This is a genomic window from Micromonospora sp. NPDC051924, assembly GCF_055586005.1.
This window is the reverse complement of record NZ_JBVJJA010000047.1, coordinates 10,284-32,363: the sequence shown is the minus strand read 5'-3', so window position 1 is coordinate 32,363 and position 22,080 is coordinate 10,284. Positions and strand designations below refer to the sequence as shown.

Sequence of the window (22,080 nt, the reverse complement as noted above, 5' to 3'; positions counted from 1 at the left end):
GGGCGGCGGCGGAAGGTGGGACCGGTGACCGGGCAGGACACGATCGTCCACATCGGCGGGTACACGGCGGAGATGGGCGGGCGGGCCGAGGGTATCGTCGCCGCCCGGCGCGACCCGCGTACCGGGGCGCTCACCCCGCTCGGCACGGCGGCGGTCACCCCGTCGCCGTCGTTCCTGGTCCGGCACCCCGCGCTGCCCGTGCTGTACGCGGTCAACGAGGGCGCCGAGGGGCGGGTCAGCGCGTTCCGGGCCGACCCGGACGGCGGCCTGGGGCTGCTCGGTGTCGGGGAGACCGGCGGGGCCGAGCCGTGCCACCTTGCGGTGGTCCCGGACGGGCGGCACCTGGTCGTGGCGAACTACGGCGGCGGCAGCGTGGCCGTCTTCCCGCTGGATGCCGCGGGCGTGCCGGGGAAGCGCAGCGACCTGGTCCGGCACGAGGGGCACGGCGCCGACCCGCAGCGGCAGGAGAAGGCCCACTGCCACATGGTCTCGCCGGACCCGGGCGGCGGTCCGCTGCTCGCCGTCGACCTGGGCACCGACTCGGTCTACCGGTACGACCTGGACGCCGCCACGGGTCGGCTGGTGCCCCGGGCGCCGCGGCTGCGTACCCCGGCCGGCACCGGCCCCCGGCATCTCGCCCGGCACCCCGACGGGCGGCGGTGCTGGCTGGTCGGCGAGCTGGACGGGACGGTCACCGGCTACGAGCTGACCCCGGACGGCGCGCTGCACCAGCGGGTCCGGGTGGACGCCAGCGAGCGGGCGGGGCACGTGCAGCCCTCCGAGGTCGCCCTCGGGCCGGACGGACGGTTCCTCTACGTGGGCAATCGCGGGGTGGGCACGGTGGCCGTCTTCGCGGTGGCGGGCGAGCGGCCTGAGCTGGTGGCCGAGGTCGACACCGGCGGGGAGTGGCCCCGGCACTTCGCCCTCACGGGTGGCCACCTGTACGTGGCCGACGAGCGGGCCGACATGATCAGAATCTTCCGGGTGGATCCCGGCACCGGGGTGCCCGAGCCGGTGGGGGAGCCGGTGCCGGCGGCGAGCCCGACGTGCGTCCGGCCGTAACGGATCACGGTGCCCGAGCGCTGTCTTCTGTGGAGGACGACCACGTCCGATGACTGATCAGTCACCCAGGGTGACTATTTGGCGATCAACTGTTTCTCCTGCGTAACTTTCGTCCGAACGGACGTGGCAGTACCCCCACGAGATACGCAAGATGGTCACCGTGTCTGGCCGCCATCGCATGCGTTCAAGCCTCCGTGGGGCAGGTGCCGCCGCGGCGGCCCTCGCGCTCGTTCTCGTCATAGCCGGCTCCTGGTTCGGTTACCAGCAGCTGGCGGGCCCCTCCTGTGCCGGGAAGATCCAGCTCTCCGTCGCCGCGACCCCGGAGGTCGCCCCGGCCGTCAAGGGGGCGGCCGACCAGTGGGTCTCCGACGGGGCGGCGGTCGGCGGCACCTGTATCGCGGTGAACGTCACCGCCTCCGAGTCGGTCGACGTGGCCGCCGCGGTGGCGAGCAAGCACGGTGCCACCCTCGCCGGCGTCGGGCAGGCCAGCGGCACCGTGGTGACGCCGGACGTCTGGGTGCCGGATTCGTCCAGCTGGCTGCTGCGCCTCAAGTCCGGCGGGGCCACCGCCTTCGCCCCGGCCAACGGGGCCTCGATCGCGCGCAGCCCGGTGGTGGTCGCGGTGCCCGAGCCGGTGGCGACCCGGTTCGGCTGGCCGGACAAGAAGCTCACCTGGAACGACCTGCTGCGGCAGGTGACCAGCGACAAGCCGCTGCGGGCCGGCATCGTGGAGCCGACCCAGGACGCGGCCGCCCTGTCCGGGCTGCTCTCGCTCACCGCCGCCGCGACCGCCACCGGCAACCCGCCGGACTCCGCGAAGGCGCAGGAGGCCAGGGTCGGCGCGCTCCGGGCGTTGGCGACCAACCGCTCCTCGCTGCGGCAGGACCTCCTCGCGCGCTTCCCGCGCTCGTCCGACCCGACGGCCATCGCCAACGGGCTGGGCGCGGCGGCGCTGTCCGAGGAGGACGTGATCGCCTACAACAACACCAAGCCGCCGGTCCCGCTCGCCGCGCTCTATCTCGACCCGTCGCCGATGCCGCTGGACTACCCGTTCGCGGTGCTGCCCGGCATCGAGCCGGCCAAGGCCTCGGCCGCGAAGGTGCTCTTCGAGGTGCTGACCGCCCCGGGTTTCAAGAACCGGCTGGCCGCCCAGGCGCTGCGCGCCCCGGACGGCAACTGGGGGCAGGGGTTCAAGGCGCCGCAGGGCGCGCCGAGCCCGGCGGGCAACACCCCCGCCGCCCCCGCCGGTGAGGGTGCCACCGCCGGCCTGGACCCGAGCACCATCCAGCAGGCCACCAGCTTCTGGTCGGTGGCCACCCAGTCGGGTCGCATGCTCTGCGTCATCGACGTCTCCGGCTCGATGAAGGCGGGCGTGGCCACGGCCAAGGGCGCCAGCCGGGAGCAGGTCACCGTGGCCGCCGCCAGCCAGGGCCTGTCGCTCTTCGACGACTCCTGGTCGATCGGGCTGTGGACCTTCTCCACCAACCTCCAGGGCACGCAGGACTACCACCAGATCGTGCCGATCAGGCCGCTGTCCAGCAACCGGCGGCCGTTGCAGCAGGGGCTGGCCTCGATCAAGCCGTCGCGCGGCAACACCGGCCTCTTCGACACCCTCCTGGCCGCGTACAAGACGGTCCAGGAGGACTGGGAGCCCGGCAAGGTCAACTCGATCGTGCTCTTCACCGACGGCAAGAACGACGACGACAACGGCATCTCCCAGAAGCAACTGATCGACCAGCTCAAGAAGCTCCGCGACCCGGAGCAGCCGGTGCAGGTGATCATCATCGGCATCGGGAACGACGTCAGCAAGGCGGAACTCGACCCGATCACCGCGGTCACCGGCGGACGGACCTTCGTCACCATCGACCCGACCAAGATCGGCGAGATCTTCCTCCAGGCGATCGCCCTGCGGCCGCCGGCCCCTCGTTGAGTCGACAGTCAGCGTAAGAGTTCCGCCGTATCGGGCAATCCGGTACGGCGGAACACTTTCCCGGCCGCCCGAGTGCCAGAAAAGTGACGGCAATACGTCCGAAGCAATCGGCGTCGATAATTACCGAGGCAAGATGTCCGGGTGCTCCGAGTCGCCGGCTCGCCAGCGGGCCAGCGCGGTGCGGGGCTGTCCTGTGTGACGGGGGGAGGGCCGGTGACGTCCGCGACGCTGTTGACCCCCGCCCGGGCGGCGGCAGGTCCCGGAGACCACCCCGCCGGTCCGGCGACGCGGGCCGCGGAGCGGGCGTACGTCCGGGTGCTCGCGGTGCTGGACACCGCCGTGCTGGCGGTGGCGATCCTCGTCGGGTATGTCGGCCGCTTCGGCGAGCGGGAAGCGATCGGCTCGGAGATCCCGTACGCGGTGGTCGCGCCCGCCCTGCTGCTGGTCTGGCTGGTCTCGCTGCGGGCCATGCGCTGCTACGACGACCGGGTGCTCGGCTACGGCGCCGACGAGTACCGGCGGGTCAGCTCGGCCAGCCTGCGGCTGGCCGGGGGCATCGCCATCGTCGGGTACATCGCCGACCTCGGAGTCTCCCGCGGCTTCCTGGCCATCTCCTTCGCGGCCGGCACCATCGGCCTGGAGGTGGCCCGGTTCGCCGCCCGCAAGCGGCTGCACCGGGCGCGGTACCGGGGCGCCGGCTGGTCCCGCAAGGTGCTGGTGGTGGGCGACACCGCGCACGTGCTGGAGCTGGTGCACACCCTGCACCGCGAGCCGTACGCCGGCTACCAGGTGGTCGGCGCCTGCATCCCGGACGCGCTGCTCGCGCCGGTGCCGCAGCGGTTGGGTAACGTCCCGGTGGTCGGCTCGTTCCGGGGCATCCCGGAGGCGGCCACCGCCATCGGCGCGGACACCGTGGCGGTCACCGCCTCCGGCGAACTCACCGCGACCCGGCTGCGGCGGCTGGGCTGGCAGCTGGAGGGCACCGGAGTCGACCTCGTGGTGGCCCCCGCGCTGACCGACGTCGCCGGGCCGCGGATCCACACCCGCCCGGTCGCCGGGCTGCCGCTGATCCACGTCGAGGCGCCCGAGTTCCGGGGCGGCCGGAAGCTGGTCAAGGGACTGGTCGACCGGTCGATGTCGCTGGTGGCGCTGCTTCTGCTGCTGCCGATCCTGGTGACGATCGCGCTGGCCATCAAGCTCGACAGCCGGGGTCCGGTGCTGTTCCGCCAGGTCCGGGTCGGCCAGGGCGGCCGGGAGTTCGGCGTCCTCAAGTTCCGCACCATGGTGGTCAACGCCGACGACCTGCTGGCCGACCTGGCCGGGCGCAACGAGACCGACGGCCTCATGTTCAAGATGCGCGACGACCCGCGGGTCACCCGGGTCGGCCGGCTGCTGCGCAAGTGGTCCCTCGATGAGCTGCCCCAGCTGGCCAACGTGCTGCTCGGCCAGATGAGCCTGGTCGGCCCGCGCCCGCCACTGCCCACCGAGGTGGCCCGGTACGACGGCGACGTCGCCCGCCGCCTCCTGGTCAAGCCGGGCATCACCGGCCTCTGGCAGGTCAGCGGGCGGTCCGACCTGAGCTGGGAGGACGGCATCCGGCTCGACCTCTACTACGTGGAGAACTGGTCCCTCGCCGCGGACCTGACCATCCTCTGGAAGACCTTCGGCGCGGTGATCCGGGGCCGCGGCGCGTACTGAGCCGCCGCCGGCTCAGGCCTGCGGGCCCATCCAGTCCAGGCAGACCACCACCGCGTCGTCGACCAGGTCCCCGGCGACGAAGGCGCGCAGGTCGCCGATCAGCGAGCGGACCGCGTCCAGCGGCTCCATCGGCCCGGTACGCCGCAGGAACCGGTCCAGCGCGGTCTCGCCGTACCGGATCCGCTCGGCGGTCGCGTCGATGACCCCGTCGCTGACCACGAAGAGCCGGTCCCCGCGCCGCAGCTGGAACTGCTGCTCCCGGTAGTCCGTGCCCTCGAACATGCCGAGCGGGAACTGCTTCTCCAGGACCTGCTCGCTGACCTCGCCGTCGCGCAACCGCACCAGGCGGGGCGAGCCGGCGTCGACCACGGTCAGCGTGCCGGACGCCAGGTCCAGCTCCAGCAGCAGCGCCGAGAGGTGCTGCCCGCCCCGGTGCAGCGCGTAGATCGCCTGGTCGGCCAGGGCGGCCTGATCGGCCAGTCCCAGCTCGGCGCGGCGGGCGTTGCGCAGCGCGTGGGTGGCCAGCGAGGTGAGCATGGACGCGGCCACCCCCTCGCCCGAGCCGTTGATCACCGACAGCCAGAGCCGGTGACCGTCGTCGGACCAGTCGAAGCCGTCGCCGCGCACCGCGTACGCCGGCTCCAACTGGCCGGCCAGGCTGAACGACGGGCGGATCCGGCTGCGGCCGGGCAGCAGCTCCCACTGCATCTCGGCGGCCAGCGTCAGCCGGCGTACGCGCCGCGCGGTCAGGTAGATGTCGGTGCTGGCCATCACGGCGGACAGCTCGTGGCCGAGCACCGTGGAGATCGTGTCCAGCGCCCGGACGACCTCCGGATCAGCCGGCACCGGCGACACCCGGAGCACCCCCCGCCGCTCCCCGCGCATGCCGACCGGGAACCAGCCGGTGCCCTCCGCGACGATCGGCTCCTGGTGGTCGAAACAGCGCCAGGCGGGATGGCCCGGACCGGTGATCGGCTCGCCGTCGCCCAGCGGCAGCAGCACGGACAGCCGGTAGTCGACCTGGTAGAGCTCGGTGCGGGTGATTCCGTAGGACCGCTCCAGCTCGGCACCGAGCCGGTCGAGCAGCAGATCCGACGGTGCCTCGGTGAGGGTCCGGCGGGCCCGATCCTCCGGTCCACTCATCTTTGCTCCTTTGCACAGGTCGTCGGCCCGGTACGCCGGGTAGTCTCGGGCGCACCATGGCCGAAGAAGTCGGTCCGCACGGACCTGAACCGAGTATGGCCGCCGCCCTGGACGACGCGGCGGGCACCCTGCTGGCTGTCTGGGAGGCGGCCCGGGAGCGGACCACGAGCCGACTCTCGGGCGCCCAGTTACGCGCGGTCATGGTCGTCGAGCAGTACGACGGGATCAACCTCCGCCGGCTCGCCACGCTGACCGACATGCTGCTCTCCTCGGCGAGCCGGCTCTGCGACCGGCTGGTGGCGGCCGGGATGCTGGAGCGGGAGCCGGGCCGGTACGACCGGCGGGAGATCTCCCTGCACCTCACCCCGGCGGCGATCCGGCTCCTGACCGAGCTGCGGGCCGACCGGCACTACCGGCTGGACCGGATCCTGGGCGGGATGAGCCCGGAGGGGCGGGCGGCGCTGCTGCGCGGGATGCGCGAGTTCGACGAGGTGGCACGTCGGGGCGAGGCCGCCGCCGCGGAGGCCGGGATCCCGGAGGACTGGACGCCGCTCCGGCCGTCCGGCGAGCGGCTCGCTGGCCTCCCGGAGGCCGCGGCGACGACCGAGGAGCCGCCGGCCGCCCGTACGGCCTGAGCTCAGTCCCGCCCGATCTCCGGCGATCCGGTCACGCCGGGGCCACGGCGAGCATGGCGATGTCGTCGTGCACCTGCCCGTCCAGCCACTCGTCGACCAGTTGGAGCAGCCGGTCCACCAGCGCGGCTGGCGGCAGGCCGGTCCCGGAGGCGAGCGCCTGGCGCAGCCGCGCCTCGCCGAACATCCCCAACCCGGTCGGGCCGCCCCGCGCCTCGGTCACCCCGTCGGTGTACGCGACCAGCAGGTCACCTGGGCCCAGCCGTACCTCGGCCTCGACGAAGCGGGCGGCGGCCAGCGCCCCGACCGGCATGCCGCCCACCTTGACCGACTCGATGGTGCCGTCCGCGCGGACGACCAGCGGTGCGGGGTGGCCGCCACCGGCGATCCGGGCCAGCAGCCCGCCGTCCGGCTCGCGGATCAGCGTGCCCAGCAGCAGGGTGGTGAACTGGGCCCGCCGGGCCGCGTCCGGCGCGTCGAGGAGTGCCCGGTTCAGCAGCTTCGTCAGCTCCAGCGGGCGCTGCTCGACCAGGCGCAGGGTCTGCAGCGACTGGCGTACCCGGCCGGTCAGCACGGCCGCCCCGACGCCCTTGCCGCAGACGTCGCCGAGGGCGAAGAGCGCGCCCGGCCCGGTCGGGAAGACGTCGTAGAAGTCACCGCCGATCCGCAGGCTGTCCCCGGCCGCGCGGTAGCCGCCGGCGAGCGTCATCCCGTCGATCGCGGGCAGGTCCGGCGGAAGCAGGCTGTTCTGCAGGACGCGGGCCAGGTGGGCCTGCTCGCCGTACAGCTCGGCGGCGGCCAGCGCCGCGCCCGCCCGGGCGGCGAACTCCCGGGCCAGTTCGATCTCGCGCTGGTCGAAGCCGGCCCGGTCGGCCCGGCGGACCAGCACCAGCGCGCCGGCCGGCCCGCCGGCGCTGAGCATCGGGCTGATCAGCACGGTGCCCGGCCGGCCGAAGTCCTCGGGCAGCACGTCGGTCAGCTCGGCCAGTTCCGCGTCCAGCCACGGGCTCGGCCCGGTCACGTCCCCTTCGAGCGCCTCGATCAGCCCGGGGACGGACTGCACCAGGCCCCAGCCCCCGGTGCCGGTGGCCGGGCCCGGGTCGCCCTCGGCGTACCGGATCCAGTGCGGCAGGTCCTCGGCCGGCGGCGCCGAACGGTGCACGACCATCGCGACGTCGGCCAGGTAGGGCACCGGCAGCGTGACGGCGGCCCGCAGCGACTGGTCCCGGTGCAGGGAGAGTCCGAGCCGGCTGCCGGCCTGGGCCAGGAACGCGGTCCGGGAGCGCTCGGCCAGCAGGGCGTCGGTGCGCGCCTGCTCCTCGGTGACGTCCCGCACGTACCAGGCGCAGCGGCCGCCGGCCAGGCCCCGCCGCACGCCGCGCAGCCGCCGGCCGTGGTGCTCGGCGTCGAAGATGTCGGCACCCCCGTCGACCGCTCGGGCCAGCGCGGGCACCGGGCAGCGGGCCAGGTCGGTGCCGGGGAAGAGTTCCGGGAGGAGTTCGGCGGCCATCGCGTTGACCAGTGTCACCACCCCGGCGTGGTCGGTGGTCACGACCGCCTCCGCGAGTCCGTCCAGGAGCTCACGGGCGAGGCGCGAGTCGGCCGGCAGGCCGGTGCCGGTGGCCCGCCGTGCCCGGGGTCGGGAGGTCTGGCCACCGCCGCTGACCGGTCCGGCGAGTCCGCCCCGTCGGGTCGTCGTCACCGCCGGTCGCCGGGTGCCCCGGTCGGTCGGCCTGCGCGCATGGTCTCGGTGGTCTCCTCGGTCGCGGGTCCGTTGCCTTCGGGCAAGCGTACCGAGCGGGGCAGGCGATCGCCCATCGAGGAACGCCGGGTCAGCCGGTCCGGGCCAGCCAGCCGACCGGCCGGTCCACGATCCGGCGGATCACCGAGGCGGCTCCGCCGACCGCCGCGGACCGCGCCCCGAGCGCCGCCGGACGGACCGTGACCGGGGACCAGGCGGCGGTGAGCACCCGCCGGGAGAGCTCGGCGACCACCGGCGGGGAGAGCCACCGGGCGAGCGGGGCGTATCCGCCGCCGAGTACCACGGTGTCCAGATCCAGCAGGTTCACCACGCCCGCCACGGCGACCCCGAGGGCGGTGCCGGCGTCGGCCAGGGCGGTGAGGGTGGCCGGGTCGCCGGCCCCGGCGAGGTCGGCCAGCCGGGACGCGGCGGTGTCCGCGGGCAGGTCGGCGCCGGCCAGTCCGGCCGCGGCCAGGATGGCCTCCTGGCCCGCGTACCGCTCCAGGCAGCCCTGCCCGCCGCAGCGGCACGGCCGGCCGTGCGGGTCGACCGGGATGTGACCCAGCTCGCCGCTCCAGCCGCGGGCGCCCCGGTAGAGCACCCCGTCGAGGACGATCCCGGCACCGATGCCGATCTCCCCGGAGACGTGCAGGAAACTGGCCGACCCGGGTGGGCCGGCGTGCAGCTCGCCGAGCGCGGCCAGGTTGGCCTCGTTGTCCACCACCAACGGCGGGATCCCGTCCACCGGCTCGGCGAGTGGGTGCCCGCCGAGCAGCCGGGGCACGTCCACGTCCCGCCAGCCGAGGTTCGGCGCCAGCCGCACCAGGCCGCCGTCGGAGACCAGGCCGGGCACCGCGAGCGCCGCGCCGGCCAGGGTCAGGCCCTCGCGTACGGCCGCGGCGCGGGCCTCGGCGGCGAGCGCGGCGAGCCGGTCCAGGGTGTCGGCGGGGGAGACCGGGCGCAGGTCGGCCCGGCGTACCAGGTGGTGGCGGACCGCGCCGGTCAGGTCGACCACGCAGGCGGCCAGGTAGTCGACGTTGACCTCCAGCCCGAGCCCGGCCGGGCCGTCGGCCGCCAGCACCAGGCCGCGGGCCGGCCGCCCGGCGCCGGTACGCGGCGCGGGCTCCGCCTCGGCCACCAGCCGGCCGGCGATCAGGTCGTCGACGACGGCGGAGACGGTGGCCCGGGTCAGCCCGGTCGCGGCGGCGAGGTCGGCCCGGGAGGGCGGTCGGTCGGCGGCGGCGATCCGCCGGAGCACCACCGCGAGGTTGAGCTCGCGGAGGCTGCCCTGCCGGACCGCCCCGGTGCTGGTGCTGGTCACCGCTTGACACTGCCACATCGCCGCCATTTAATTCAACCACTGAACAAATTGCGGACGACACCACCACCATCACCCGGAGGTCTGCCATGGCACCCCGTCCCACCCCTGCCGACAAGTTCTCCTTCGGTCTCTGGACGGTGGGCTGGACGGCCCGTGACCCGTTCGGCGACGCCACCCGGCCTGAGCTGGACCCGGTGGAGGCGGTGCACCGGCTCGCCGAGCTCGGCGCGTACGGGATCACCTTCCACGACGACGACCTGGTCCCCTTCGGCTCCGACGCCGCCACCCGCGACCAGCACATCGCCCGGTTCCGCAAGGCCCTCGACGAGACCGGCCTGGTCGTGCCGATGGTCACCACCAACCTCTTCACCCACCCGGTCTTCAAGGACGGCGGCTTCACCAGCAACGACCGGGACGTCCGCCGGTACGCGCTGCGCAAGGTGCTGCGCAACGTCGACCTGGCGGCCGAGCTGGGTGCCCGTACCTTCGTGATGTGGGGCGGCCGGGAGGGCGCCGAGTACGACCTGGCCAAGGACGTCCGCTCGGCGCTGGACCGCTACCGGGAGGCGGTCGACCTGCTCTGCCAGTACGTCATCGACCGCGGCTACGACCTGCGCTTCGCCCTCGAGCCGAAGCCGAACGAGCCCCGCGGCGACATCCTGCTCCCCACCGTCGGGCACGCGCTGGGCTTCATCTCCGCCCTGGCCCACCCCGAGCTGGTCGGCCTGAACCCGGAGGTCGGGCACGAGCAGATGGCCGGGCTGAACTTCGCGCACGGCATCGCGCAGGCACTCTGGCAGGGCAAGCTGTTCCACATCGACCTCAACGGGCAGCGCGGCATCAAGTACGACCAGGACCTGGTCTTCGGCCACGGCGACCTGCTCAACGCGTTCGCCCTGGTCGACCTGCTGGAGAACGGCGGCCCGAACGGCGGCCCGGCGTACGACGGGCCGCGGCACTTCGACTACAAGCCCTCCCGCACCGAGGACATGACCGGCGTGTGGGCCTCGGCGGAGGCGAACATGCGCACCTACCTCCTGCTCAAGGAGCGGGCCGCGGCGTTCCGGGCGGACCCCGAGGTGGCCGAGGCGCTCGCCGCCAGCAAGGTCACCGACCTGGCCACGCCGACGCTGAACCCCGGCGAGGGCTACGCCGAGCTGCTCGCCGACCGGACCGCCTTCGAGGAGTTCGACCCGGCGGCGGCCGGGGCGAAGGGCTTCGGCTTCGTCCGGCTCAACCAGCTCGCCGTCGAGCACCTGCTCGGCGCGCGCTGAGGCGGGCTCCGACATGCCGCTCGTCGCGGGCATCGACTCGTCCACCCAGTCCTGCAAGGTGGTCGTCCGGGACGCGGAGACCGGCGCGCTGGTCCGCGAGGGCCGCGCGCCGCACCCGGACGGCACCGAGGTCGACCCGACCGCCTGGTGGGAGGCGCTGCGGGCGGCCGTCGCGGCGGCCGGCGGGCTGGCCGACGTGGCCGCCGTCTCGGTCGCCGGCCAGCAGCACGGCATGGTCTGCCTGGACCCGGCGGGAGAGGTTGTCCGGCCCGCGCTGCTGTGGAACGACACCCGCTCCGCGGACGCCGCGCGTGACCTGATCGCCGACGCCGGGGACGGCGAGGCCGGCCGCCGGTTCTGGGCCGACGCGACGGGCGCCGTGCCGGTGGCCAGCTTCACCGCCACCAAGCTGCGCTGGCTGGCCCGGCACGAGCCGGCGAACGCCGAGCGGGTGGCTGCGGTCTGCCTGCCGCACGACTGGCTCACCTGGCGGCTCGCCGGGGCCCCCGGCCTGGACGCGCTGCGCACCGACCGGGGCGACGCCAGCGGCACCGGCTACTGGTCGCCCCGGACCGGCGAGTACCGGCTGGACCTGCTGGAGCGGGCCCTCGGGCGGCGGGTCCGGGTGCCGGTCGTGCTCGGCCCGGCGGAGGCGGCCGGGCAGCTCGACCCGACGGTGCTGCCGGGGCCCGGCGTCGCTGCCGGGCCCGTGCTGCTCGGCCCCGGCACCGGGGACAACGCCGCCGCGGCGCTCGGCGTCGGGGCCGGCCCGGGCGACGTGGTGGTCTCGATCGGCACCTCCGGCACGGTCTTCGCGGTCGCCGACCGGCCGGCCGCCGACCCGACCGGCGCGGTGGCCGGCTTCGCCGACGCCACCGGGCGGTTCCTGCCGCTGGTCTGCACGCTCAACGCGGCCCGGGTGCTGGACGCCGCCGCGACCCTGCTCGGGGTCGACCTCGACGGGCTGAGCGAGCTGGCGCTGGCCGCCCCGCCCGGCGCCGACGGGCTGGTCATGGTGCCGTACCTGGAGGGGGAGCGGACCCCCGACCGGCCCACCGCGACCGGTGCCCTGCACGGGCTCACCCTGGGCACCTCGACCCCGGTCCACCTGGCCCGGGCCGCCGTCGAGGGGATGCTCTGCGCCCTCGCCGACGGCCTCGACGCGCTGGTCACGCAGGGCGCGCGGGCCGAGCGGATCATCCTGGTCGGCGGCGGGGCCCGCTCGGCGGCCGTCCGCCGGATCGCGCCGCAGGTCTTCGGCCGCCCGGTGATCGTCCCACCGCCCGGCGAGTACGTCGCGGACGGCGCGGCGCGTCAGGCCGCCTGGGTCGTCCTGGGCGGTGCGGAGCCGCCGTCGTGGACGGTCGCCGACACCGAGGAGTACGCGGGGCAGCCCGTCCCGGCCATCCGGGCGCGCTACGCCCGGGCACGCGACCTGGTCGTCGAGCGGCAAGCGGGCTGAGCCAGCGGCACCGCCGGCGGTCTTCCCCGACCGCCGGCGGTGCTCGCTCGGTGGCCGTCCTGATTGGATCCGGCAGATGTGATGTCCCGGCGATAGCCGGCGAGTAGTCCGGCGATAGGCCGATGCGTGACCCTCCAGGAACCTTGTGAAGCCTGGGAGGGACCGCCATGTCTGCCGGGAACCCGTTAGCCTTTGTGATCCGCCGCCAGCGCCGTACGGTCCTGGCCACGACGCTCGCCGTCCTGGGTGGCCTGCTCACCGCACCCGTGGCCGCCGCCGCGCCGGCCGCCCCGCCCGGGCCACCCGCCCTCGGCGAGGAGGCGGCCCGCGCCGCCGCGCTCGCCACCCACCAGCGGGTCGAGGCGACCGCGCTGCGCACCGAGAACATCCAGGTCTTCGCCAATCCGAACGGCACCTTCACGATGCGGCAGTCCGTCGTGCCGGAGCGGGTGCGGCGCGGCGCGGACTGGGTGCCGGTCGACACCACGCTGCGTGCCCGCGCGGACGGCATGGTTTCGCCCGCCGCGACGACGTTGGACGTGGCCTTCTCCGGCGGTGGCGACGGGCCGCTGGTACGGCTGCGCCGCGACGGGACGGAACTCGCGCTGGCCTGGCCGGGGCGGCTGCCGGTACCCGTGCTCGCCGGGAACGCCGCCACCTACCGCGAGGTGTTGCCCGGCGTGGACCTGCTGCTGCGGGCGAACGTCGAGGGCTTCTCCCAGCTGCTGGTCGTCCGGTCCGCCCGGGCGGCCGCGAACCCGGCCCTGCACCGGCTGCGGCTTCCGGTGACCACCTCCGGCCTGTCGGTGCGCAGCGCGGACGGGGGCAGCCTGGCGGCCGTCGACGTGGCGGGGCGGGCGGTGTTCCGGGCGCCGGCGGCGTACATGTGGGACTCGTCCGGGGAGGTGGCCGCGGCGGAGCCGGGACAGGCCCGCCCGAGCGCCGCCGAGGTGCCCGGCGGCCGGGTCCGGTCGATGGGGGTGGCGCTCACCGCCGACGCGCTGACCCTGGTGCCGGACCGCGACCTGCTGACCGCCGCGAGCACCCGCTATCCGGTCTACCTGGACCCGTCCTGGTCGGGTGCCCGGCTGGCCTGGACCCAGGTGTGGAGCAACTACCCGAACACGTCCTTCTACAACGGCGCCAACCTCGGCACGTCCGAGGACTCGGCCCGGGTCGGCTACGACGCGACGGACAACAAGCTGACCCGTTCGCTGTTCCGGATCGACACCTCCGGGGTGAAGGGCAAGCACGTCCTGAAGGCGACGCTGCAGACGTACGAGACGTGGTCGCGGTCGTGCACCACGCGCGAGGTGCAGGTGTGGGAGACGAGCGGGATCTCGTCCTCGACGACCTGGAGCAACCAGCCGAGCTGGCTCACCAAACTGGACGCCAAGAGCGTGGCGAAGGGGTACTCGTCGAGCTGCCCGGCCGGTGGCGTGGAGTTCAACGTCACCGCGCACGTGCAGAAGGCGGCCGCGAACAGTTGGAGCAGCATCACCGAGGGCCTGCGGGCGTCGTCGACGGCGGAATCCAACAAGGACACCCTGTCGTGGAAGAAGTTCCGGAACAACCCGACCTTCACCATCGACTACAACACGGTCCCGAACGCGCCGACCAATCTGACCACGGACAACTCGACGCTCTGCACCACCGGCTCGGGCCGGCTGGTGCTGGGCACCCCGACCCCGACCCTGCGGGCCACGGTCAGCGACGCGGACAACGCGGTCAAGGCCCACTTCGAGTGGTGGAACGCGGGCGGCACGGCGCCGGTCGGCAGCTGGACGTCGGCGTCGGTGGCCGGCAAGACCCCCACGGTGGTGGCCGTCACGGTGCCCAGCGGCGCGTTCAGCAGCGGCTCGATCGCCAAGTGGCGGGTACGCGCCGAGGACGGCACCGACGCCAGCGCGTGGAGCGCGTTCTGCGAGTTCCAGGTGGACACCAGCCGCCCACCGATCCCGACCGTCACCTCCAGCGGCTTCCCGGACAACGGCGAGTCCACCGCGGTGATGGGGACCGGGCTGACGGTCACCCTCGGCCCCAACGGGGGCATCGACGTGTCGTACTACGAGTACACGGTCAACGGGGACGTCACCGCGCTGAGCAAGAAGGCCACCCCGTCCGGGTCCACCACCCCCGTCGACGTCACCGTCGTACCGGACCGGTTCGTCAACTGGATGCACGTGCGGGCCGTGGACAAGGCGGGGAACCGGTCCGAGGTCGCCACCGTGGTCTTCTATGCCACCGAGCCCTCCGGGCCGGTCGCCGACTGGCCGCTGGACTACACCGGGGACGGCACCGTCGCGGCGGACGTCTCGGGCGGCCACGACGCGACCCTGGCCGGCGGCGCGTCCTGGACCGAGGGGGTCACCGGCGGCGCGCTGAACCTGGACGGTTCCACCGGGTACGCCAGCACGACCGACCTGGCCCCGGACACCACCCGGTCCTTCTCGGTCAGCGCCTGGGTCCGGTTGAGCCAGACCACCAAGAACGCCGCGGCGATCTCCCAGCCCGGCAACCGGGCTGCGGCGTTCCTCCTCTACTACTCCGCGACCTACCAGCACTGGGAGTTCAAGCGGATGAGCGCGGACAGCGACACCGCCACCACCGTTCAGGCGGTCTCGACCACCAAGCCGGTCGCCGGCGAGTGGTACCACCTGATCGGGGTGTACGACGCGCCCGCCCAGCAGCTGCGGCTCTACGTCGACGGCGCGCTGGAGGGTACGGCCAGCTACACCACGCCGTGGAACAGCAGCGGATCGGTGCAGCTGGGCCGGTCGAAGTGGAAGGGCAACTTCACCGACTACTGGCCGGGGGACCTCGACGGCGAGCGGTTCTACGACCGGGTGCTGCTGCCGGGTGAGATCCAGCAGGTGCCCCGCCTGGTCGGGCGGTGGAAGCTGGACGAGACCACCGGCACGACCGCCGCGGACTCCGTCGGTGGGCACCCGGCCACCTGGTCCGCCACCGGCGTGACCCGGATCGCCGGGGTCAGTGGGAACGCCGTCCAGCTCGCCGACGGCGTGCTCAGCACCACCGCCCCGGCAATTCGCACCGACGGCAGCTACACGGTGACCGCGTGGGTCCGGCCGGACGCGCTGACCAGGAACGGGATCGCGCTCAGCCAGGACGGCGGCAGCGTCGGCGGCGTCAACCTCGGCTGGTCCTGGGACGCCACGGCCGGGTCGTACCGCTGGTCGGTCCGGGCCCCGGTGGGCGACTCCGCCTCGGCCGAGGTCCGCGAGGCGGTCGACCCGTTCGACACCCCGGTCGCCGGCACCTGGACGTTCCTCGCCGGGGTCTACGACGCGCAGGCGCACGCGCTGCGGCTCTACGTCGACGGCCAGTTCGTCGCCGAGACGTACCTGGCGGGCACGTGGCAGGCCGGTGGCCCGGTGGGGATCGGCCGGGGACGGGCCGGCGTGACGTTCTACCAGTACCTCACCGGTGCGGTGGACGACGCCCGGACGTACGCGGGACCGCTGAGCGACCAGGCCATCTGGGACCTGTACACCACGCAGGCCGCGTGAGCCGGCCGGCCGCACGAACGGGAGGTAATCGGCGATGAGAACGATCGTGACGAGCCCTGCGCGCCGGCGACGGCCGGGCCGGGCCCACCGACGGCTGGCGGCGGTACTCGCCGCCGCGCTGGCGGCGGGAGCGCTGGTCGCACCGGCGCGACCCGCTGCGGCCGCGCCGGTGCGCTGGAAGCCCGACGTGGCCCGCGAGCGGTCGGTGCCCGGCCGGGACTTCGTACCCCCGCCGGCGCGGCCGGCCACCACGCCGCGCCGGTTCGCGCCGGCCGCGTCCTGGCCAACCCCCGGGGTCGCCGAGGTGCGGCTGCCGGCGAACCTGGACGGGCTGTCCGCCGCGGACCGCAAGGACGCGCTGGCCGGCGGCCTGGCCGGGGCCGCCTCGGCGCGCCGGGTCCCCGCGGGCGGCCTGCCGGTGCGGGTCGGCGCGACCGACGTCGGCCGGCCCGACGGCCTGCGGGTGGAGCTGCTCGGCCAGGACGCTGCGGCCCGGGCCGGACTGCGTGGCGTACTGCTCACGGTGGCGGCCACCGGCACGGCCCGCGCGGCGGCCGGCACGTCCGGTGCCAGCGTCGAGCTGGACTACGCCGGCTTCCGGGACGCGTACGGCGGCGACTGGGGATCGCGGCTGCGGATGGTCCGGCTCCCGGCCTGCGTGCTGACCACGCCGAACCGCCCGGACTGCCGTGCCGGCACCCCGCTGGCGACCCGGAACGACGTCCGCTCCGGGCGGCTGACCGCCGACGTCCCGATGGGCGCCACTGCGACCGTGCTGGCGGCCACCGCGTCCCCGTCCGGTAGCGCGGGCGACTACAAGGCCAGCTCGCTGTCGGCGTCGTCGTCCTGGGAGGCGGGCGGCTCGGCCGGCGACTTCGTCTGGTCGTATCCGCTGGAGGAGGTGCCCGCGCTCGGCGGCCCGGAGCCCGACCTGACGCTGGCGTACTCGTCGGGCAGCGTGGACGGGCGCACGGTGTCCACCAACAACCAGTCGTCCTGGGTCGGCGAGGGCTGGGACTTCAGCGAGGGCTTCATCGAGCGGCGCTACGGGTCGTGCTCGGACGACGTGTCGTTCAGCCCGAAGCCGTACGACCTGTGCTGGGAGACCGACAACGCGTTCCTCTCGCTCGGCGGGCGCACGGTGGAACTGGTGAAGGACGACGCCACCGGCGCGTGGCATCCGCGCAACGACGACGGCTCCCGGGTGGAACGCCTCACCGGCGCCGTGAACGGTGACGACAACGGGGAGTACTGGAAGATCACCACCCGGGACGGCACCCAGTACTTCTACGGGCTGCACCGGCTGCCGGGCTGGACCACCAACGCGGCGGTGACGCAGTCGGTGTGGACCGCGCCGGTGTACGGCGACGACAGCGGCGAGCCGTGCCACGGCGACACCTTCGCGGCGTCGTACTGCACGCAGGCCTGGCGGTGGAACCTGGACTACGTCGTGGACCCGAACGGCAACGCGATGTCGTACTGGTACACGAAGGAGTCGAACTACTACGGCCGGAACCTGACCGCGACGGCCGGCACCGCGTACGTCCGCGGCGGCTACCTGAGCCGGATCGACTACGGGCAGCGGTCGGACACCGTCTACTCGGCCGCGGCCCCGATGCAGGTGGTCTTCACGGTGGAGGAGCGGTGCGCCGACGGGGCGACCTGCGGTACCGGGACGATCACCAAGGACACCGCGAAGAACTGGCCGGACGTGCCGTACGACCAGAACTGCGACGCCGGGGCGACCTGCACCGACCAGTACGCCCCGACCTTCTGGACCCGCAAGCGGCTGGCGAGCGTGACCACCCGGGTGTCGGGGACCGGGGACGTGAACACCTGGGCGTTGGGCTACCGGTTCCGCGACCCGGGCGACGGTACGTCGCCCTCGCTCTGGCTGGCCTCCATCACCCGTACCGGCAAGGTCGGCGGCAGCCTGGCGCTGGCGCCGGTGACCTTCGAGGGCGTGCAGCTGGCGAACCGGGTCGACGCGTTGGAGGGCATCCCGCCGCTGTACAAGTGGCGGCTGACCGACGTGTACGACGAGTCCGGCGGGCACGTGCGCGTCAACTACTCGGGCCCGGAATGCACCCGGGCCGCCGCGCCGACCCCGGACACGAACACCAAGCGGTGCTTCCCCCAGTACTGGGTGCCGGAGGGTGCGCTGGAGCCGCAGCTCGACTGGTTCCACAAGTACGTCGCGGCCCAGGTCCTGGAGGACGACCAGTCCGGCGTGGCCGGGATCGAGCAGACCGACTACGAATACCTCGACGGCGGTGCCTGGCACCACGACGACAACGAACTGACCCCGGCGAAGTACCGCACCTGGGGCGAGTGGCGCGGCTACGGGCGGGTGCGGGTGATCCACGGTGCCACCGGCGGGGTGCGCTCGCAGCGGGAGACGCTGTACCTGCGCGGGATGGACGGGGACAAGCTGTCCAGCGGCACCCGGAGCGTCTCGGTGACCGACTCGGAGGGCGACTCGGTCGCCGACCACCCGGCGCTGGCCGGCTTCGCCCGGGAGACCATGACCTACGACGGGGTCGGCGGGAGCGTGCTGGACGGCGAGATCACCGACGCCTGGATCTCGGCGGCCACCGCGACGCACGGCTCGGCCAAGGCGTACCTGACCGGCATCGCGCGCAAGCGCAGCCGGCTCACGCTCGCGTCCGGTGGCTGGCGGCGCACCGAGGAACAGACCACCTACGACTCGTACGGGCTGCCGACCACGGTGAACGACCTGGGCGACACCGCGACGAGCACCGACGACGAGTGCAACCGCACCACGTACGCCCGCGACACCGCGAAGTGGATGATCGACTACGAGGTGCGGGTGGAACGGGTCGGGGTGGCCTGCACGGCGACCCCGTCCCGCCCGGCGGATGTCCTCTCCGACGTGCGTACCTTCTACGACGGGTCGACCACGTTCGGGACGGCGCCGACCAAGGGTGACGAGACCCTGACCCAGGAGCTGGCCTCGTACTCGAACGGCACGCCGGTGTACGCGCAGGCCTCGCGGGCGACGTACGACAGCTACGGGCGCACGCTGGACACGTACGACGAACTGGACCGCAGGACCAGCACGGCCTTCACCCCGACCACCGGCCCGGTCACCGGCACCACGGTCACCAACCCGCTCGGGCACGTCACGAGCACCACGTTCGAGCCGGCGTGGGGCGTGGAGACGGCGACCGTGGATCCGAACGGCCGGCGTACCGACCTGACCTACGACCCGCTCGGCCGGTCCACGGCGGCCTGGCTGCCCGACCGGTCGAAGGCGGGCGGCGCCACCGCCAACCTGAAGTTCTCCTACCTCATCCGGACCACCGCGCCGAACGTGGTCACCACGGAGACGATCCGCGACGACGGCGGGTACGACACCGAGTACGCGTTCTACGACGGCCAGCTGCGGGAACGGCAGACGCAACAGCCCGCGGCGGGGGGCGGCCGGATCGTCAGTGACACCTACTACGACTCCCGGGGTCTGGAGGTGAAGAGCAACGCGGCCTACTGGAACGACGGCACCGCCGGCACCACCCTGCTGACTGTCGACGACAACGCGGTGCCGGCCCAGACCCGGACCGTCTACGACGGCAACGAGCGCGAGACGGCGGAGATCTTCCTCTCCCTCGGGGCGGAGAAGTGGCGCACCACCACCAGCTACGGCGGCGACCGGGTCTCGGTCACCCCACCCGCGGGCGGCACCGCCACCACCACGGTCACCGACCCGGAAGGCCGGACCGTCGAGCTGCGCCAGCACTCCGGTGGCACGCCGAGCGGCGGCTACGACGCCACCCGCTACACCTACACCCGGGGTGGGGAGCTGGCGAGCGTCACCGACCCGGTGGGCAACGTCTGGCGGTACAACTACGACCTGCGGGGGCGGAAGATCGAGGAGCAGGACCCCGACCGCGGCACCACCACCTCCACCTACGACAACGCCGACCAGCTCCTCACCGTCACCGACGCGCGGGGCCGGACGCTCGCGTACGCCTATGACGCGCTCGGCCGGCGGACCGGGATGTACGAGGGTTCGACGGCCGGCGCGAAGCTGGCCGACTGGACCTACGACACCCTGACCAACGGCACCGTGGTGAAGGGGCAGCCCGCCACCGCCACGCGGTACGCCAACGGCGCCGCGTACACCACGTCGGTCAACGGGTACGACTCCCGCTACCGCTCGCTGGGCAGCACGGTCACCGTGCCGGCGGTGGAGGGCAAGCTGGCCGGCAGCTACCGGGTGAGCACCGGCTACACGGCCACCGGCAATCCGCTGTCCGTCTCGTACCCCGCGGCGGGCGGCCTCTCGCCGGAGACCCTGCGCTACGCCTACGACCCGGACGGCCGGCTCCAGACGGCGCAGACGGGGCTGTCCACGCTGCTGGTCGCGGCCACCTACAGCCCGTACGACGAACCGTTGCAGTACACCCTGCAGGCGGTGTCCGGCAGGCAGGTGGCGCAGACGTTCTTCTACGACGACGCGACCCGCAAGCTCACCCGCTCGCTGGTCGATCGCAGCATCTCCCCGCTCCACCTGGCCGACGTCAACTACACCTACGACGCCGCCGGCAACGTCACCCGGATCGCCGACACGCCCTCCGGCGGCGTGGCCGACACGCAGTGCTTCCGGTACGACCACCTGCGCCGGCTCACCACCGCGTGGGCGGCGACCGACGACTGCGCGGCCGCACCTGCGGTCGGTGTGCAGGGCGGGCCGGCGCCGTACTGGCAGTCCTGGACCTACGACAAGACCGGCAACCGGCTCACCGAGACCAACTACGACCCGACGACCGGCGCCGGGACCACCAGCACCTCCACGTATCCGGCCGCCGGTTCGGCCCGGCCGCACGCGCTCTCGACCGTGTCGACCGGCGGCCGGACGAACAGCTACGGCTACGACGCGACCGGCAACACCACGGCGCGTACCGTCGGCGGCTCCGCGCAGACGCTGGTCTGGGACACCGAGGGCAACCTCGCCTCGGTCACCGAGGCCGGCAAGGTGACCGAGTTCCTGTACGACGCCGACGGCGACCGGTTGATCCGTCGGGAACCGGACGCGGTCACGCTCTACCTCGACAAGACCGAACTCAGGCTCACCAGGTCCACCGACGTGGTGACGGCGACCCGGTACTACGACCTCGGCACGGCCACCGCGGTGCGGACCAGCACCGACGGGCTGTCCTTCGAGGCGGAGGACCAGCACGGCACGGCGCAGCTCGCCGTCGACGCCGACGACCTGTCCGTGACCCAACGCCGTTACCTGCCCTTCGGTGAGCTGCGCGGGGCGGCCCCGGCGAGCTGGCCGGATCAGCAGGGGTACGTCGGTGGCACCGTCGACGCCTCCACCGGACTGACCCATCTCGGTGCCCGCGATTACGACCCGGGCATCGGGCGGTTCATTTCGGTGGACCCCCTCATCGACACCGACGAGCCCCAGCAGATGAACGGCTACGCCTACGCCGACAACACCCCGGTGACGATGAGCGACCCGGACGGGCAGTGGCGGGTGCTGCCCGGCGGGCACTACTGCGACGGCTGCGGCGGCTACGACAACCCGCCGCCGAAGAAGAAGGCGAAGAAGAAGTCGAAGCCGAAGAAGTCCTCGCCAGCGACGCACCACTACTGCGACGGCTGTGACTACAGCCGCCCGGTGTCGAAGCCGAAGCAGGCTCGGCACTACTGCGACGGCTGCGACTACCAGCGGACGGGCGCCGAGGCCCGGCGGCTGGCCCGGGAATGGGCCATCAAACACGCCCGCGAGGAGGCCGCCCGCAAGGCGCGGGAGGCGCTGGCGAAGAAGGCCCGCGAGGCCGCGGCCAAGCAGAAGCAGAAGCAGAGTCGCTGCAAGCTGACCAGTTTCTGGAGCAGCGCCTGCCGCAAGGCGGCCGGACATGCCGTCACCGGCGCGGCGAAGGCGGTGGGCAACCACTTCAAGAACAACTGGCGGACCTACGCGACGATCGGCATCGGAATCGGCGCCGCTCTCGGGGCGCTCGCCTGCGGAGCGACCGCGATCGCCTGTGTCATGCTGGTCGGCGCGGTGAGCGGGATGGGCACGTACGCGGCCGGCACCGCGGGCACCAAGGACTTCCGCGTCAGCACCATGCTGCAGAGGGGTGCGATCGGAGCCGCGCTCGGTGGCTACGGTTCCCGCCTCACCGCAGGTTCCCGCGCCTTCAAGATGGCCCGGGTGGCGAAGGGCATCAAGGGTAGCCCGGGGCCGCTGGAGCACATCGTCGGCGCCCACCGGTACATCTTCAGGGCCAAGCGGACGTGGTGGCCGTGACCGG

The 22,080-nt window shown here is 73.7% G+C and carries 11 protein-coding genes; 8 read left to right on the top strand and 3 right to left on the bottom strand.

What is annotated here, in order from left to right; genetic code table 11:
- The first annotated feature begins 24 nt into the window (after positions 1 to 24).
- The 3 genes from ACZ6S5_RS28665 (at position 25) to ACZ6S5_RS28655 (ending at position 4,690) form a co-directional block, all read left to right on the top strand.
- Positions 25 to 1,062 (top strand): lactonase family protein, encoded by a 1,038-nt coding sequence (locus tag ACZ6S5_RS28665; RefSeq protein WP_466005331.1) that lies wholly within the window; start codon positions 25 to 27, stop codon positions 1,060 to 1,062.
- A 178-nt stretch (positions 1,063 to 1,240) separates the two neighbouring features.
- The gene (locus tag ACZ6S5_RS28660) at positions 1,241 to 2,992 is read left to right on the top strand and encodes a substrate-binding domain-containing protein (protein ID WP_466005330.1); all 1,752 of its coding nucleotides are present in this window, start codon (positions 1,241 to 1,243) and stop codon (positions 2,990 to 2,992) included.
- Between the two features lie 213 nt (positions 2,993 to 3,205).
- Entirely contained in the window at positions 3,206 to 4,690 is a 1,485-nt protein-coding gene (locus ACZ6S5_RS28655; protein WP_466005329.1) for a sugar transferase, read from the top strand.
- A gap of 12 nt (positions 4,691 to 4,702) precedes the next feature.
- On the opposite strand, the gene ACZ6S5_RS28650 is transcribed toward ACZ6S5_RS28655, so the two are convergent.
- The gene (locus tag ACZ6S5_RS28650) at positions 4,703 to 5,833 is read right to left on the bottom strand and encodes a PP2C family protein-serine/threonine phosphatase (RefSeq protein ID WP_466005328.1); all 1,131 of its coding nucleotides are present in this window, start codon (positions 5,831 to 5,833) and stop codon (positions 4,703 to 4,705) included.
- Between the two features lie 95 nt (positions 5,834 to 5,928).
- Here ACZ6S5_RS28650 and ACZ6S5_RS28645 point away from each other — a divergent pair, with 95 nt between their 5' ends.
- Entirely contained in the window at positions 5,929 to 6,468 is a 540-nt protein-coding gene (locus tag ACZ6S5_RS28645; RefSeq protein ID WP_466005327.1) for a MarR family winged helix-turn-helix transcriptional regulator, read from the top strand.
- Positions 6,469 to 6,499: 31 nt separating this feature from the next.
- Here the strand turns inward: ACZ6S5_RS28645 and ACZ6S5_RS28640 are convergent, their stop codons facing one another.
- The gene (locus ACZ6S5_RS28640) at positions 6,500 to 8,167 is read right to left on the bottom strand and encodes a PP2C family protein-serine/threonine phosphatase (RefSeq protein WP_466005326.1); all 1,668 of its coding nucleotides are present in this window, start codon (positions 8,165 to 8,167) and stop codon (positions 6,500 to 6,502) included.
- 130 nt (positions 8,168 to 8,297) lie between these two features.
- The gene (locus tag ACZ6S5_RS28635; RefSeq protein WP_466005325.1) at positions 8,298 to 9,554 is read right to left on the bottom strand and encodes an ROK family transcriptional regulator; all 1,257 of its coding nucleotides are present in this window, start codon (positions 9,552 to 9,554) and stop codon (positions 8,298 to 8,300) included.
- A 59-nt stretch (positions 9,555 to 9,613) separates the two neighbouring features.
- Between ACZ6S5_RS28635 and xylA the strand changes: the two genes are divergently transcribed.
- The 4 genes from xylA (at position 9,614) to ACZ6S5_RS28615 (ending at position 22,076) form a co-directional block, all read left to right on the top strand.
- Positions 9,614 to 10,801, top strand: coding sequence for a xylose isomerase (gene xylA, locus ACZ6S5_RS28630; protein ID WP_466005324.1), 1,188 nt, complete (start codon positions 9,614 to 9,616; stop codon positions 10,799 to 10,801).
- A 13-nt stretch (positions 10,802 to 10,814) separates the two neighbouring features.
- Complete coding sequence (gene xylB, locus ACZ6S5_RS28625; RefSeq protein ID WP_466005323.1) at positions 10,815 to 12,263, top strand: xylulokinase; 1,449 nt, start codon at positions 10,815 to 10,817, stop codon at positions 12,261 to 12,263.
- A gap of 167 nt (positions 12,264 to 12,430) precedes the next feature.
- Positions 12,431 to 15,793 (top strand): LamG-like jellyroll fold domain-containing protein, encoded by a 3,363-nt coding sequence (locus ACZ6S5_RS28620; RefSeq protein WP_466005322.1) that lies wholly within the window; start codon positions 12,431 to 12,433, stop codon positions 15,791 to 15,793.
- A 46-nt stretch (positions 15,794 to 15,839) separates the two neighbouring features.
- Positions 15,840 to 22,076, top strand: coding sequence for an RHS repeat-associated core domain-containing protein (locus tag ACZ6S5_RS28615; RefSeq protein ID WP_466005321.1), 6,237 nt, complete (start codon positions 15,840 to 15,842; stop codon positions 22,074 to 22,076).
- Positions 22,077 to 22,080 lie beyond the last annotated feature (4 nt).